Source organism: Aromatoleum evansii (assembly GCF_045689615.1).
GTDB lineage: Bacteria > Pseudomonadota > Gammaproteobacteria > Burkholderiales > Rhodocyclaceae > Aromatoleum > Aromatoleum evansii.
Window position 1 is genome coordinate 4,260,966 of record NZ_CP141259.1, and the last position, 14,320, is coordinate 4,275,285.

The following is a 14,320-nucleotide window of genomic DNA, read 5'->3' on the forward strand; positions in this document are numbered from 1 at the left end:
GCCCGCTCAGTCGGGCGCGCCGGGGTCCATGTCGGCGGGCACCGGCAGCCTGCCGGGCGCCGCCGGCGGAAGTCCGCCATGAGCCATCCAGTGGTTGAGCTGATACACGTAGGCCATCACCTCCGCCACCGCCGTGTACAGTGCCCCAGGCACCGCCTGCTCCAGTTCGCAGTGCTTGTACAGCGCGCGCGCCAGCGGCGGCGCCTCCAGCATCGGCACCTTGTGTTCCTTCGCCAGTTCGCGGATCTTCAGCGCGACCTCGCCGCGCCCCTTCGCGACGACGATGGGCGCACGCATCTTGTTCGCGTCGTATTTCAGCGCCACCGAGAAGTGCGTCGGGTTGGTCACCACCACGTCCGCCTTCGGCACCTGCGCCATCATGCGGCGACGCGCCATCTCGCGCTGCATCGCGCGGATGCGCCCCTTCACCTGCGGGTCGCCATCCTGCTCCTTGCTCTCGCGCTTGACCTCTTCCTTCGTCATGCGCAGCTTCTTGTTGTACTGCCACAGCTGGAAAGGCACGTCGATCAGCGCCAGGATCGCCAGCCCCATGATGATCAGCAGCGTGCCGAACAACACCATCTGGAGAAAGTCCGGCACCGCCGCTTCCACCGCCTCGCCCGTCAGGCCGAAGATGTGCTCATGCTCGCGCCACACCGCGAAGACGCCCATCAGGCCCACCACCGCCGCCTTCAGCAGCGACTTCACCAGCTCCGCCAGCCCGTGCATCGAGAACATGCGGCCGATGCCCTGGATCGGATTCATGCGTTCGAGCTTCAGCCCCAGCATCTTGGGAGCGAACACGAAGCCTCCCATCAGCACCGGCGCCGCGATAGCCGCGACCATCAGGATCCCGAACAGCGGCATCATCGTCAGCAGCGCATCGGTGAACAGATCGCCGAAGCTCTCCAGCATCAGCTTCGCGTCGAAGGCGCGCTCCCGCTCGATGACGAAACCGGCGCGCAGCATCCCGAGGATGCGCCGCGAGATCCACTCCCCCATCATCCACAGCGCCCCGATGCCCGTGATCAGCACGAGGAAGGTCGACAGCTCGCGCGACTGCGGAACCTGCCCCTCCTCGCGGGCCTGCTCCAACCGTCGTGGCGATGGCTGTTCGGTTTTCTCGAGATCGCTGTCTTCGGCCACGGCCGACTCCTTGCCTGCACGCCGGATGCGCTCCGTTCAGCACGGACGTTCGGCGACGTGCGGCAATTATCGCCGCCCGGCGGCAAGCCCCGCCGCCGGATAAGCGCGGGAAAACAGCCCTAAATCGCGTCTTGGAAACTGCGGTGGCCGACCGGCCGCCGTCCGCTCAGCGTCCGGCAGGCAGGCGCTCGACTCCGCGGACCACCGTGCCCGCGCCGATGCCGCGCGACGCGAACCACCCAGCATTCATCTCCAGCGCGAAGCGCGCGGGCGCCGCGGCACAATGGCTGTCCTCGGTCTGCGGCTTCATGTCTGCGATGTTCAGGATGCGCCCCTCACGATCCATGAATGCCACCGACAGCGGGATCAACGTGTTCTTCATCCACATGCAATGGCGCGCCTCCTGCGTGAACACGAACACCATGCCGCGCTGCTGCGGCATCGCCTTGCGGTTCATCAGGCCGATCTGGCGCGCCTGGTCCGTATGCGCCAATTCCGCCTCGATGCGGTGCATCCCCGCGCCCAGTTCGACCAGCGGCAGTTCCGCACGCGCAGCGGACAGGCAGGCACAGAACGCGGCCATGATCGCCGCACAGCGGCCGAAGAATGACGAGAAACTCATCGCAGGCAAACCCGGGAAGAAAATGGGAAAGCGCGATTCTACCGCGCGCGCCGCAGCGCCGTTATCAAGCCGGCAAGCAAGTACAGCCGTTCACCCTGAGCCTGTCGAAGGGCCGTGGCGGGGCTTCGACAGGCTCAGCCCGAACGGAATATTGCTGCGCGGGTTAATGAGAACGCCGGGCCCGTCCTTGGCTGCCGACGCGCCCGCCCTCCACCTCCTCGGCGCGCCACGCCCCCGGCGCCAGCCCTGCAAGCGACCATCCGCCGATCGCCACCCGGATCAGGCGCAGCGTCGGGAAACCCGCCTTCGCGGTCATCCGCCGCACCTGCCGATTCTTCCCCTCGCGCAGCACGATCTCCAGCCACGACGTCGGCACGCTCTTGCGAAAACGCACCGGCGGATCGCGCGGCCACAGCCAGTCCGGCTCCGCGATGCGCCGCGCCGCGCACGGCTGTGTCACGAAATCCCCGAGATCCAGCCCCGCGCGCAGCCGCGCCAGCGCCTCGTCATCCGCCTCCCCCTCCACCTGCACGACGTAGGTCTTGGGCAGTTTGTGGCGCGGATCCGCGATGCGGTGCTGCAATGCGCCGTCATCGGTCAGCAGCAGCAAGCCCTCGCTGTCGGTATCCAGCCGCCCGGCCGCATACACGCCGGGCACGGGCACGAAATCCTTGAGCGTCGGCCGCCCCGGCTCCGCCGTGAACTGACAGATCACGCCATACGGCTTGTTCAGGAGAATGACACGCGACATGCGGAAAATGCGGGGCGGAAGATCCCGTCGCCGGACGATGCGGGGAACATGGGCAGGATCTGGCGGAGGCGGTGAGATTCGAACTCACGAACGGTTGCCCGTTGCCGGTTTTCAAGACCGGTGCAATCGACCACTCTGCCACACCTCCGGAAGCGGCGGAGTATATCACCCCGCCTTCTCATGTCATCCCCGCTCGAACAGCGCGATCGACTCGACATGCGAGGTCTGCGGGAACATGTTCGCGATCCCCGCGCCGCGCAGCACGTAACCCTTTTCGCGCACCAGCACCGCCGCATCGCGCGCGAGCGTCGCCGGGTTGCAAGACACATACACGATGCGTGGCGGCAGCTGCTGAGCGCTCAGCGCCTTCACCACCGCGATCGCCCCCTCGCGGGGCGGATCGATCAGCAACTTGTCCAGCCGGCCGAGTGCGGCGAGGCTGTCCTCGGTCGCCTCGAACAGGTTCGCCGCATAGAACTCGGTACGCTCGGCCAAACCATTGCGCCGCGCATTCTTCAGCGCCCGCGCGACCAGCGCATCGCTGCCCTCAACCCCGATCACGTGCGCCCCGCGGCGCGCGATCGGCAGGCTGAAGTTCCCCAGCCCGCAGAACAGGTCGGCGATGCGCTCGCCCGGCCGCGGATCGAGCAACTGCATCGAGCGCCGGATCAGCAGCCGATTTATATCGACGTTCACCTGAGTGAAGTCGGTCGGGAGGAAATCCAGCGTCACATCGAACTCGGGCAGCGTATAGGCGAGCCCCGGCCCCTTCTTCGGGTGCAGCGGTTTGGCCGTTGCCGGGCTGGTACCCGGCTGCTGCCACACTTGAACGCCATGCGCGTCGGCAAATGCCGCCAGGCGCGCCACGTCCTGCGGCGTGAACGGCAGCAGGTTGCGGAACACCAGCACCGTGATGTCCTCGCTCACCGCAATCTCGATCTGCGGCAAGCGGTCCGGGATCGAAAGTCCCGCGACCAGTTCGTGCAAGGCCGGCAGCAATCCCGACACATGCGCGGGCAGCACCGCGCAGCTCTGCATGTCGGCGATGTAACTGCTGCGGCGCTCATGAAAACCGATCAGCACCCCGCCCTTCGACGGCACCATCCGCACACCGATGCGCGCACGGTAACGATAGCCCCATGCCGGCCCGTGGATTGCCGGGTAGACCACTTCCGGCGTGACCTTGGCAATGTGCCACAGCGCGTCTTCCAGCACCCGCTGCTTGGTCGCCGCCTGCGCCACCGAATCGAAATGCTGCATTGAACAGCCGCCGCAAGTGCCGTAATGCGGGCAAGGCGGCACCACCCGCTGCCCGCTGGGCTTGAGCACGCGCTCCAACTCGGCCAGATCGTAGCTCGGCCGCTCGCGCACCACCCGGTACTCGACCTTCTCGCCCGGCAACGCGCCATCGACGAACACCGCCTTGCCATCCACGCGGGTGAAGCCCCGTCCTTCGTGGTCCAGAGATTCGATGACAGCAACAGGCATCAAGCGTCCGCCCAAAAGAGCGTGATTTTACCTGCTCGCCAAGTACTTGCCGCCACGACCTCCTATAATTGCCCCGACCGGACGGCAAACGGGCGCTCGCATCCGCCTCCGCCCCCCGCCCGGCGCAACGCGCAGGCCCGGATCATGGATACCCCACGCGAACAGCCCGAACAGACCTTCGACAGCTACGGCGACTATCGCGCGGCCCTCTTCGCCGCCATCGGCAACGCCCGGCAGACGCTGCTCATCTTCGACCCCGACCTGCGCGAGACCGGACTGGAGAGCCCGCAAGGCATCGCGCTGCTCGAGCGCCTGTGCGCGCAGAGCACGCGCCGCGATGCCGTGCGCATCCTCCTGCACACCACTGGCTGGATCGAACGGGAATGCCCGCGCCTGACCCGCCTGCTCGCCCACCATTCGCACTGCACCTGCGTGCGCACGGTAGATCCGGGCGCGCGCAGCTGGAGCCAGCCCTTCCTGATCGCAGACGAGCGCCACGTCGTCACCCGTTTCCATCAGGATCTGCCACGCGGAAAGATCGGCACCGACGGGGCTGGCGGGCTGGCGCTCCTCGCTACGCAATTTGAAACATTCTGGATGAATGGGGAGGCGAGTGCAGTCGGCACGCCGCTTGCCCTTTGACCTGTCGTTTTTCGTTATTGCATTGCATCAACAGGCTATTGGCACACTTGAATCACATGCTAGAATTTCTTGAGGTTCATCGGGCGGCGAATCTTTTTTGGCTCGCCCGACCGGAACTGATCACCCACCTAGCCCCATAAGAAAGGACATCGAACATGAAACAGTCGCTCCTCGTTGCTTCCCTGCTCGCTCTCGCCGTCGCCGCCTGCGGCAAGCCGGCCGAAGCTCCGAAGGCTGAAGCCCCCGCTGCTGCCCCGGCCGCTGCTCCCGCCCAGGAAGCTGCTCCGGCTGCCGCCCCGGCCGCTGCCCCGGCTCAGGAAGCCGCCCCGGCTGCTGCTCCCGCTGCCCCGGCTCAGGAAGCTGCTCCGGCTGCCGCTCCGGCCGCTGCTCCCGCCGAAGCACAGAAGTAATCTCGCTCTCGCAGCGACGCAAAAAAGCCGGCTCTCGAGCCGGCTTTTTTGTTGTCTGGCGGCATTTGCTGCCGCCTCGACCGAGTTTTGCGGCACCCTGGCCGCATGCATCGCGGCACGGCCTGCGGGCCTGTCGGCGCCGCAAGCCGCACCCGCCCCCTCAGCGCAACTGCTCCTGCAACAGGCCGAGGATCTTGCGGGCGGTGTCGGACGAATCCTCCCCCCCCTCGCGGGTCATCACGCTGACCACCGACTTTTCGCCCTCGCCGCGGACTCGCAGGCGATATTCGCCCCCCTTCTGCACCACCTGCTCGTTGCTGCGCCAGAAAGCGAGCTTGGACAGGAGGCCCTCGGACTTCTTCGTCTGCACGTCCGCATCCGGATCCACGTAACGGACGAAGTAAAGCCCCTTCGAGCGGTCACGATCCTCGACCGTGAAGCCGATGCGATCCAGCGCCAGGCCCACGCGACGCCAAGCGCGGTCGAAGGACTCGTCCATCGCCAGCGTCACGCTGCCGCCGTTCGCCCCTTTGAGAGCCGCGCGTTCCGTCGACGGCGCCGCTGCGACGATTGCCGCCGCGCGCTCTTCCGCCGCGCCGAGCCGGACCATCAGGCGACGCAGCATCTCCGCTTCGAGCTCGGGATCGGCCGGGCGCGGCTGCCACACGGTCGTGTCCTTGGCCTCGTTGGGATAGATCTCCATCATGCCGCGATGGCTGATGTAGATCTCGACCGTGCCGGGGTCCTTGCCCGCCTCCAGCCGCGTGCGGAACTTGTCGCGCACCGGCGTCGAGAACACGCCGTCGAGCACCTTGCCCAGCGCCGAGCGGATGAAGTCCTGCGGGATCTTCGCGCGATCCTCGGCCCAGTCCGTCTCCATCACGCCCACTTCAGGACGCTCGATGTTGAGGATGAAGCCCGTTTCAAGCCAGAAGTCCTTGACCTTGGGCCACATGGCGTCCGCCGAGCCCTGGACCACCAGCCAGCGCTGGGTGCCTGCACGCTCGACGCGCATGCTCTCGACCTTGGGCAGCACCTGCTGCTCGCTCGCGGCCGGCTGGGGCTGCGCGCGATCGGTCGCATAAGCCGAATAGGTCGCCACGCCCTTGGGCGAAACGTCCGGCACCACATAGCGATCGTCGCGGGTGGGCGCCGTGAGGTCAGGCGGGATTTCCAGCGACGGCAGCTGCCGTGCGCTCTTGTAATCGATCTTCTTGGATTCGACGAGGGAGCCGGAACAACCGGACAGGGCGATGGCCGCGCCGAGCAGCGAAGCCGCAGTACGCAAGGTACGATTCATGAGTTTCGGTAATTCCAGGAAAAATCAGACGTTCACGCCGGCACGACGCATCGCCGCACGCACCCGCTCGTGCAAGCTCTCGGACAGCGGCGTGAGCGGCAGGCGGATGCCCGAGCCGATCAGGTCCATCTGCTCGACCGCCCACTTCACCGGGATCGGATTGGCCTCGCAGAACAGGTCGCGATGCAGGCCGACCAGCCGCGCATTGATCTCGCGCGCCTTGATCGCGTCGCCGGCGATCGCTGCGGCGCACATCTCATGCATCGCGCGCGGGGCGACGTTGGCCGTCACCGAGATCGCCCCATGCCCGCCCAGCAGCATGAAAGCCATGCCGGTCATGTCGTCACCGGTGTACAAGGCGAAGTCCTTGGGCGCGCGCTCGATCAGGTCGCAAGCACGGTCGATGCTGCCTGTCGCATCCTTGATGCCGACGATATTGGGAATCTGGGCCAGGCGCAGCGCGGTGTCGTTGGACAGGTCCGCCACGGTGCGCCCCGGCACGTTGTACAGGATCAGGGGCAGCTCGACCGCCTCGGCGATCGAACGGTAGTGGCGGTACAGGCCTTCCTGAGTCGGCTTGTTGTAGTACGGCACCACCGACAGGTGCGCCACGGCGCCGGCCTTCTGCGCGAAGCGGGCGAGCTCGACGGCTTCGGCGGTCGAGTTCGCGCCGGTCCCGGCGATGACCGGGATGCGTCCTGCGGCATGCTCGACCGCGACGCGGATCAGCTCGCAGTGTTCTTCGACGTTCACCGTGGGCGACTCGCCGGTCGTTCCGACGATGACGATACCGTCGGTTCCCTCGGCAACGTGGAAGTCGATCAGGGCGCGCAGGCGCGGAATGTCCAGGCTGCCATCTTCGTTCATCGGGGTGACGATGGCGACAATCGATCCGGTAATCATGGAAGCGGCCGAAAATTAAAAGAACCGATTCTACCTGATCGAAGCCGGACGGCCAGTGGCTTGCTCTCGGGACGGTCCCGAGGATCCCGCGCGCGCCCGCAGGATCCGCTACGGGCGCCCCGCAAGCTGGTGCTCAAAGGTCGGCAAGCGCCTTGACGTGCGCGACGACCGAGCGCGCCAGCGATGACAGCGAATAACCGCCCTCGAGGATGGACACGATGTTCTTGTGCCCGCATTCCTCGGCCACTGCCTTGATCTGCTGGGTCACCCACACGTAGTCCGATTCGACCAGCCCGACCGAACCCATGTCGTCCTCGTAATGCGCATCGAAGCCCGCCGAGATGAAGACCATCTGCGGCTTGTGCTCCCTCAGCGCCGGCACCCAGCGCTCGGTGACGATGGTGCGGAAGGCGTCGCCGCGCGTGCCTGCAGGCACGGGCACGTTGACCATGTTCGGGGCCGTGCAGTCCGCACCGCTGTACGGATAGAAAGGATGCTGGAAGATGCTCACCATGAGCACCCGCGGGTCGTCGCTGAAGGCGTCTTCCGTGCCGTTGCCGTGATGCACGTCGAAATCGACGATCGCCACGCGCTCCAACCCGTGCGCCTCGAGCGCATGACGCGCCGCGATGGCCACGTTGTTCAGGAAACAGAACCCCATCGCCTTGCCGCGCTCCGCGTGATGGCCCGGCGGACGCACGGCGCAGAACGCATTTTCGATTTCGCCCTTCAGCACCAGATCCGTCGCCAGCACACCGGCGCCGGCCGAACGCAGTGCAGCCTTCATCGTTCCCGGACTCATCGCGGTATCGGGGTCGAGGTGGCGGATGCCGTGGTCGGGCACGCTGGCATTGAGCTCCGCGAGATAGTTCGTCGGATGCACCCGGACGATCTGCTCCTCGGTCGCCAGCGGGGCATCGTAGAACGAAAGGTACATATCGAGACCGGCCGCAATCAGCCGATCATTGATGGCCGCCAGCCGATCCGGACATTCCGGATGGAAGGTTCCCATGTCGTGCAGCCAGCAATCGCGGTGCGTGATGAACGCAGTCGTCGTCATACCCCCCCTCTCTCGCGTGCGGGCGAAGCATCCCGCATCCCTGCCCTGAAATCGGCGCGTCCTTGAAGGGCGCGTCCTGTCGGTCTTTGCTCTATTATCACCGCTTCCCGGTGAATTTCACAGTGCGCCCGCGCCATGCCCCATCGTTACGCAATTCCCGTTCTAGAAGCCGCCAACTGCATCATCCTCGGCAAGGATCGCGAGTTGCGGCTTGCGCTGGCCTGCCTCATCGCGCGCGGACACCTGCTGATCGAGGATCTCCCCGGGGTGGGCAAGACGACGCTCGCACACGTCATCGCACGCCTCATCGGGCTGCACTTCCAGCGCATCCAGTTCACGAGCGACCTGCTCCCCGCCGACATCGTCGGGGTTTCGATCTTCGATCGCGAAGCGGGCAGCTTCCGTTTCCATCCCGGCCCGATCTTCAGCCAGCTCATCCTCGCCGACGAGATCAACCGCGCCACACCCAAGACCCAGAGCGCCCTCCTCGAAGCCATGGAGGAACGCCAGGTCACCGCAGACAGCGAGACGCATCCGCTCCCCGATCCCTTCTTCGTCATCGCAACGCAGAACCCGTCCCATCAGATCGGCACCTTCCCGCTGCCCGAGAGCCAGCTCGACCGCTTCCTGCTGAGGATCCGCCTGGGCTACCCCGATCGCAGCGCGGAACGGGCGCTGCTGATGGGCGAGGACCGGCGCGAACTGCTTGAACGCCAGCAGGCCGTGGTCCAGCCCGAAGATCTCCTCGCGATGCAGCAGGCAGCGCACGCCGTCGCCGTATCCGAACGGCTCATCGATTACGTCCAGGCACTGCTGACCCGCACCCGCCACAGCCCCGAGCTCGTCACCGGCCTGAGCCCGCGCGCCGGCCTGGGCCTGATCGCCGCGGCGCGGGCGTGGGCGCTCATCGCGGGGCGCGACCACGTCCTCCCCGAGGACGTCCAGACCGTCTTCCCGCACGTCGCCGCCCATCGCCTGCACACCGCAGGCGACGGGCGCAGCGTGACACCCGAGGTGCTCGCCCAGCTCGTGCGCGACGTAGCCGTCGTCTGATGCCCGCGCGCCCCGACGCTTCGCGTCATCGCCTTGGCGATTGGCGTCGCCATCTCCTCCGCGTGCGCGTCGCGCTCGATCGCCTGCTGTTTCGCATCGGACCGCCGGAACCCGCCCCGATCGTGCTCGGCCAGCGGCGCATCTACGTGCTGCCGACACCTGCAGGCCTGGCCTTCGCGGCTGCACTCCTCGTCATGCTGATCGCATCGATAAACTACAACCTGAGCCTCGGCTACGCCTTGGTATTCCTTCTCGGCGGGGTGGCGGTCGCAAGCATCGTGCATGCATTTCGCAACCTGCTGCACCTGTCCTTCGCACCGGGACGCGCCGAACCGGTCTTTGCCGGCGAACGCGCCGGTTTCCACATCATCGTAGGCAATCGCCGGCATGCGCGACGGCCATCGCTGCGCCTCGGAGCGCGCGGGGCGGAGGTGCCGTTCGAGATCGACGCGGAAGACCGTGCCGACGTGAACATACCGGTAGCGACGACGGCGCGCGGCTGGATGACGCTCGGCCGCGTCCGCATCGAAACGACCTACCCCCTCGGCCTGATCCGGGCCTGGAGCGTGCTGGTACCCGATCAGCGCTGCCTCGTCTACCCGACTCCTGAGCCGAACCCGCCGCCGCTGCCGGAAGGCCCGTCGAGCACACCGGGGCGGCGGGCCGGGTCGGCCGGCGACGACGACTTTGCCGGCCTTCGCCGCCACCAGCCCGCAGACTCCCCGCGGCAAGTGGCATGGAAGACGCTCGCCCGCGGCGGCCCCATGCTCACCAAGCAATTCACCGGCATGGATGGGGGGAAGATCCATCTCGACTGGAACGATCTCCCCGCGGACCTTGGCGCCGAAGCGCGCCTCTCGCGCATGACGGCATGGATCGTGGCCGCGGAGCAGAGGGGGCTCGCCTTCTCCCTGACGCTGCCCGCGGCCAGCATCGCCCCCGGACAAGGATCCGAACACATTGCGAACTGCCTGCGCCATCTCGCCCTCTTCGGAACGGACGGCGCGGCCAATGCCTGAAATGCGAGCGCCCACTTCCGCCCAACTCGGCTGGCTGCTCGCCGCCGTAACGGCGACCCTTGCGCCCCACGCGGTCGAACTCCCCTACTGGCTGATCGCCCTCTGCACCAGCCTCATTGCCATCCGCGCCGCACTGCTGTGGCGGCGCGGAAAGCCCCCCCGACAGTTGCTGATCCTGCTGGTTGCGATTGCGGCGGGGATCGGCGTGCGGCTCGAATTCGGCCATTTCTTCGGCAAGGATCCCGGCGTTGCACTGCTTGCCGTGCTGCTGTGCCTGAAACTCCTCGAATCGCACACCACGCGCGATCTGCGTGCAGCCGTCCTGCTCGCCTACTTCCTGCAACTCGGCCTGTTCTTCTACAACCAGACGCCGGGCATTGCCGCGCTCGCGCTTGCCGGCGCGCTGCTCACCACCACCACCCTCCTCAGCCTCGAGGACGCCGCCGCGCGGCCCGCCGCGCAACTGCGGACCAGCACGCTACTCCTCGCCCAGGGGCTGCCCTTCATGCTTGTCCTGTTCGTGCTGTTCCCGCGCGTGCAGGGACCGCTGTGGGGCCTGCCCTCGGACGCCTACAGCGGCATGACCGGCCTCTCCGACACCATGACCCCGGGCTCGATCAGCCAGCTCGGCCTGTCGGACGCCATCGCCTTCCGCGCCGAGTTCAACGGCCCTCCCCCCCCACCGCCCCAGCGCTATTGGCGCGGTCCGGTGCTCTCCCGCTACGACGGGCGAACCTGGCGGCCGGGATTCAGCACGATTGCCGCGGCGCCCGGCTACGCACCTTCGGGCCGCGCCTACGAATACCGCCTCACGCTCGAACCGCACAACCAGCCCTGGCTCCTCGCGCTCGACTTTCCGGCCGCAAACGTCCCCAAGGCACGCTACGCCGGCGACTACCGCCTGCTCGCCGAACAACCGCTACGCACGCGCACGCGCGTCGAACTACGGTCGTATCCGGCGACAACCGTAGGCAAGGACGAGAGCGCCTTCGTGCTCGCCGAAGCACGAAGGCTGCCCGCCGACGTCAACCCGCAAGGCAGGGCGCTTGCACTCGAGATTGCGGCAAAGAGCGCCGACCCGGCCGCGATCCTCGCCGGCACCCTCGAACGCATGCGCGGCATGGGCCTCACATATACCCTCAACCCTCCCCTTCTCGGCACCCACGCGGTCGACGAGTTCCTCTTCGACACCAGGCAGGGCTTCTGCGAACATTTCGCTTCGGCCTTCGTGTTCCTGATGCGCGCAGCCGGCTTGCCGGCCCGCGTCGTCACCGGCTATCAGGGCGGAGAGATCAACCCCGTGGACGGCAGCCTTGTCGTGCGACAGTCGGACGCGCATGCCTGGGCGGAAGTGTGGCTCGCCGGACGCGGCTGGGTTCGCGTCGACCCCACCGCGCTGTCGGCTCCGGCCCGCATCGAGTCCGGCCTGAGCGCCGCCCTGCAGGAATGGGACGCACTGCCGCTGCTCCGGCGCCCCGGCCTCGACTGGCTGCGCGACATGCGGCACCGTTGGGAAGCCCTGTCGAATACATGGAACCAATGGGTTCTTGGATACAATTCGGAGCGGCAACGCGACCTGCTCGAACGGATCGGATTCCGCCAGCCCGACTGGCGCATGCTGGCCATGCTCCTCGGCGTCTCGGCGACGACCTTGATGCTGCTGCTCATGGCCTGGGCCTTTGCGCAGCGCAGGCGTCGCGACCCGCTCGACGCCGCCTGGGCACGCTTTTCCCGCAAGCTCGCCCGCCACGGCGCGGGCAGGCACCCGTGGGAAGGGCCGCTCGATTACGGCAAACGGCTGGCAATGACCTTTCCCGGGCGCGCCGCCCCCCTGCGCGCGATCAGCGAACGCTACGCCAGCCTGCGCTACGGCGCACAACCGGCCGACCCGCGCAGCGTGCGGCTGCTCGCCCGATCCATCCGGAGACTGAAGCTGAAATGAAACGAACCCTTGCCGCCGCAACACTGAGCCTCGGGCTGATCTCGCTGCCGGGACTCGCCAGCGGCACCTATGCCGAACACCCCGAAGCCCTGCGCTTCGCGGATTCGATGCAGGAAAAACACGGCTTCGAGCGCAGTGCGGTACTCGCAGCGCTCGGACAGGCCCGCCACGAGTCCCGCGTCATCGACCTCATCCGCCCGCCGACAACACCCGGCACGCGCTCGTGGCAGCGTTACCGCGCACGCTTCCTCGACGGCAAGCGCATCGAAGGCGGCATCGCCTTCTGGCAGGCGCACGCCGGCGCGCTGCAGAAGGCCGCCGATCAGTTCGGCGTGCCGCCCGAAATCATCGTCGCCATCATCGGCGTGGAAACCTATTACGGGCGGAACACCGGCAACTTCGAGACGGTCTCGGCCCTCGCCACCCTGGCCTTCGACTACCCGCCGCGCGCGGCGCTCTTCCGCGGGGAGCTGGAGCAATTGTTCCTGCTCGCCCGCGAACAGGTCCGCGACCCGCTCTCTTACTACGGCTCCTACGCCGGCGCGCTCGGCTACCCCCAATTCCTGCCCAGCAGCATCCGCAACTATGCCGTGGACTTCGACGGCAACGGCCAGATCGATTTCGACAACGAGCCCATCGACGCGATAGGCAGCGTCGCGAACTACCTCGCGCGCCACGGCTGGGTGCGCGGCGAAACCGTCGCCATCCCCGCCCTCGTTCCTGCCGAAGCGAACGCGCAGGCGCTCGTCGATGCCGGCATCGAACCCTCACTCGCGCCCGAGGCGCTCGCCGCCGCCGGAATCGTCGCCGCCAGCGCCAACCCTCCGGCAGCACCGGCAACGCTCGTCGACCTCGCCACTCCGGGCGCCCCCACCGAATACTGGCTCGGCTACCGCAACTTCTACGTGATCACCCGCTACAACAAAAGCAGCTTCTACGCGATGGCCGTGTACGAACTCGCACGCGCCCTGCGCGACCAGTACGCAAGCACGACCACGGAGCGGTAGGAGAAACGCACCGGCTACGGGAGCAGGTGCCAGGGCAAGTCAGAGCAGCTCGTCGCGCGAGATGCCGCGCCGCTTGACCGTGCGCCGCAACTGGCTCAGCGCCTCGAGCTGGATCTGGCGCACCCGTTCGCGCGTCAATGACAGACGTGCGGCGAGTTCCTCCAGCGTCATCACCTCGCACTCGTCCAGCCCGTAGCGGTGACGGATGACCAGGCGCTGCTTCTCGTTGAGCATGCCGATCCATTCGCGGATCAGCGCCTCGACCTCGGCATCCTGAATCGACAGGTCGGGCGACGCGGCCTGATCATCGGCCAGCGACTCGCCGATCGAAAGCGTCGGATCGATATCCAGCGGAGCATCCAGCGAGGCCGTGTGCTCGCTAAGTGACAGGATCGCCCGCACTTCGTCGACCGACTTATCCAGCATCGTCGCGACCTGCTCCAGCGTGAACTCGCCGTTGCCGGCCGCCTCCAGGCTGCGCTGGGCGCGCAGGACCTGGTTGAGTTCCTTCACCACGTGGACCGGCAGGCGGATCGTGCGCGACTGGTTCATGATCGCGCGCTCGATATTCTGGCGTATCCACCACGTCGCGTAGGTCGAGAAACGGAACCCGCGCTCGGGATCGAACTTCTCCAGCGCGTGCATCAGGCCGAGGTTGCCCTCCTCGACCAGGTCGAGCAGCGGAATGCCGCGATTGAGGTAATGCTTGGCGATATTGACGACCAGGCGCAGGTTGCGCTCTATCATCGTCTGGCGGGCCTGGAAATCGCCCACCCTCACCCGCCGCGCCAACGCTGCCTCCTCTTCCGCGGTCAGCAGCGGATTCGCGCCGATCTCGTTGAGGTAGATCTGGGTGACGTCGCTGAGGAACTCGTTCTCGAACGCCGGCGCGGCACGCTCGACAAAAACCTCCACCTCGAGGGGCAGATCCGGTTCCTGACTCTCTACATCGTCATGACTTGCCGGATCGTACATAG

14 protein-coding genes and 1 tRNA gene are annotated in these 14,320 nt (G+C 66.9%); 6 read left to right on the forward strand and 9 right to left on the reverse strand.

Annotation, left to right across the window (positions count from 1 at the left end; translation table 11 throughout):
• Positions 1–6: 6 nt before the first annotated feature.
• The 5 genes from flhB to rlmD form a co-directional block, all read right to left on the reverse strand.
• On the reverse strand, positions 7–1,146 hold the full coding sequence (gene flhB / locus U5817_RS19970; protein WP_407278550.1) for a flagellar biosynthesis protein FlhB: 1,140 nt from the start codon (positions 1,144–1,146) through the stop codon (positions 7–9).
• A gap of 166 nt (positions 1,147–1,312) precedes the next feature.
• On the reverse strand, positions 1,313–1,729 hold the full coding sequence (locus U5817_RS19975; protein WP_407281106.1) for a DUF192 domain-containing protein: 417 nt from the start codon (positions 1,727–1,729) through the stop codon (positions 1,313–1,315).
• A gap of 202 nt (positions 1,730–1,931) precedes the next feature.
• Complete coding sequence (locus U5817_RS19980) at positions 1,932–2,519, reverse strand: rRNA large subunit pseudouridine synthase E (RefSeq protein ID WP_169125883.1); 588 nt, start codon at positions 2,517–2,519, stop codon at positions 1,932–1,934.
• A 60-nt stretch (positions 2,520–2,579) separates the two neighbouring features.
• Positions 2,580–2,667 (reverse strand) — tRNA-Ser (locus tag U5817_RS19985).
• A gap of 35 nt (positions 2,668–2,702) precedes the next feature.
• On the reverse strand, positions 2,703–4,007 hold the full coding sequence (rlmD, locus tag U5817_RS19990; protein ID WP_407278551.1) for a 23S rRNA (uracil(1939)-C(5))-methyltransferase RlmD: 1,305 nt from the start codon (positions 4,005–4,007) through the stop codon (positions 2,703–2,705).
• Between the two features lie 144 nt (positions 4,008–4,151).
• Between rlmD and U5817_RS19995 the strand changes: the two genes are divergently transcribed.
• Entirely contained in the window at positions 4,152–4,649 is a 498-nt protein-coding gene (locus U5817_RS19995) for a hypothetical protein (RefSeq protein WP_407278552.1), read from the forward strand.
• 155 nt (positions 4,650–4,804) lie between these two features.
• A complete protein-coding gene (locus U5817_RS20000) occupies positions 4,805–5,059 on the forward strand; it encodes a hypothetical protein (RefSeq protein ID WP_169125886.1) in 255 nt (84 codons plus the stop codon).
• 160 nt (positions 5,060–5,219) lie between these two features.
• On the opposite strand, the gene bamC is transcribed toward U5817_RS20000, so the two are convergent.
• From bamC to U5817_RS20015, 3 genes are all read right to left on the reverse strand, one after another.
• On the reverse strand, positions 5,220–6,359 hold the full coding sequence (gene bamC, locus U5817_RS20005; RefSeq protein ID WP_169125887.1) for an outer membrane protein assembly factor BamC: 1,140 nt from the start codon (positions 6,357–6,359) through the stop codon (positions 5,220–5,222).
• A gap of 24 nt (positions 6,360–6,383) precedes the next feature.
• Positions 6,384–7,262: a 4-hydroxy-tetrahydrodipicolinate synthase gene (gene dapA / locus U5817_RS20010; RefSeq protein WP_407278553.1), complete on the reverse strand. Its 879-nt coding sequence runs from the start codon at positions 7,260–7,262 to the stop codon at positions 6,384–6,386.
• A gap of 133 nt (positions 7,263–7,395) precedes the next feature.
• Positions 7,396–8,322 (reverse strand): histone deacetylase family protein, encoded by a 927-nt coding sequence (locus U5817_RS20015; protein WP_169125889.1) that lies wholly within the window; start codon positions 8,320–8,322, stop codon positions 7,396–7,398.
• A 135-nt stretch (positions 8,323–8,457) separates the two neighbouring features.
• Between U5817_RS20015 and U5817_RS20020 the strand changes: the two genes are divergently transcribed.
• Genes U5817_RS20020 through mltB form a run of 4 tightly spaced genes read left to right on the forward strand, consistent with a single transcriptional unit; the run spans position 8,458 to position 13,343 of the window.
• Complete coding sequence (locus U5817_RS20020; RefSeq protein WP_407278555.1) at positions 8,458–9,375, forward strand: AAA family ATPase; 918 nt, start codon at positions 8,458–8,460, stop codon at positions 9,373–9,375.
• Positions 9,375–10,394 carry a DUF58 domain-containing protein gene (locus U5817_RS20025; protein ID WP_169125891.1) on the forward strand — a complete coding sequence of 340 codons (1,020 nt, stop codon included), beginning with the start codon at positions 9,375–9,377 and terminating at the stop codon, positions 10,392–10,394. The genes U5817_RS20020 and U5817_RS20025 overlap by 1 nt, the downstream gene beginning before the upstream one ends.
• Positions 10,387–12,336 carry a DUF3488 and DUF4129 domain-containing transglutaminase family protein gene (locus U5817_RS20030; RefSeq protein ID WP_407278556.1) on the forward strand — a complete coding sequence of 650 codons (1,950 nt, stop codon included), beginning with the start codon at positions 10,387–10,389 and terminating at the stop codon, positions 12,334–12,336. The genes U5817_RS20025 and U5817_RS20030 overlap by 8 nt, the downstream gene beginning before the upstream one ends.
• Positions 12,333–13,343 carry a lytic murein transglycosylase B gene (mltB, locus tag U5817_RS20035; RefSeq protein ID WP_407278557.1) on the forward strand — a complete coding sequence of 337 codons (1,011 nt, stop codon included), beginning with the start codon at positions 12,333–12,335 and terminating at the stop codon, positions 13,341–13,343. Before U5817_RS20030 ends, mltB begins: the two co-directional genes overlap by 4 nt.
• Before the next feature lie 39 nt (positions 13,344–13,382).
• Here the strand turns inward: mltB and rpoS are convergent, their stop codons facing one another.
• The gene (gene rpoS, locus U5817_RS20040; RefSeq protein ID WP_169125894.1) at positions 13,383–14,318 is read right to left on the reverse strand and encodes an RNA polymerase sigma factor RpoS; all 936 of its coding nucleotides are present in this window, start codon (positions 14,316–14,318) and stop codon (positions 13,383–13,385) included.
• Between the last annotated feature and the right edge of the window lie 2 nt (positions 14,319–14,320).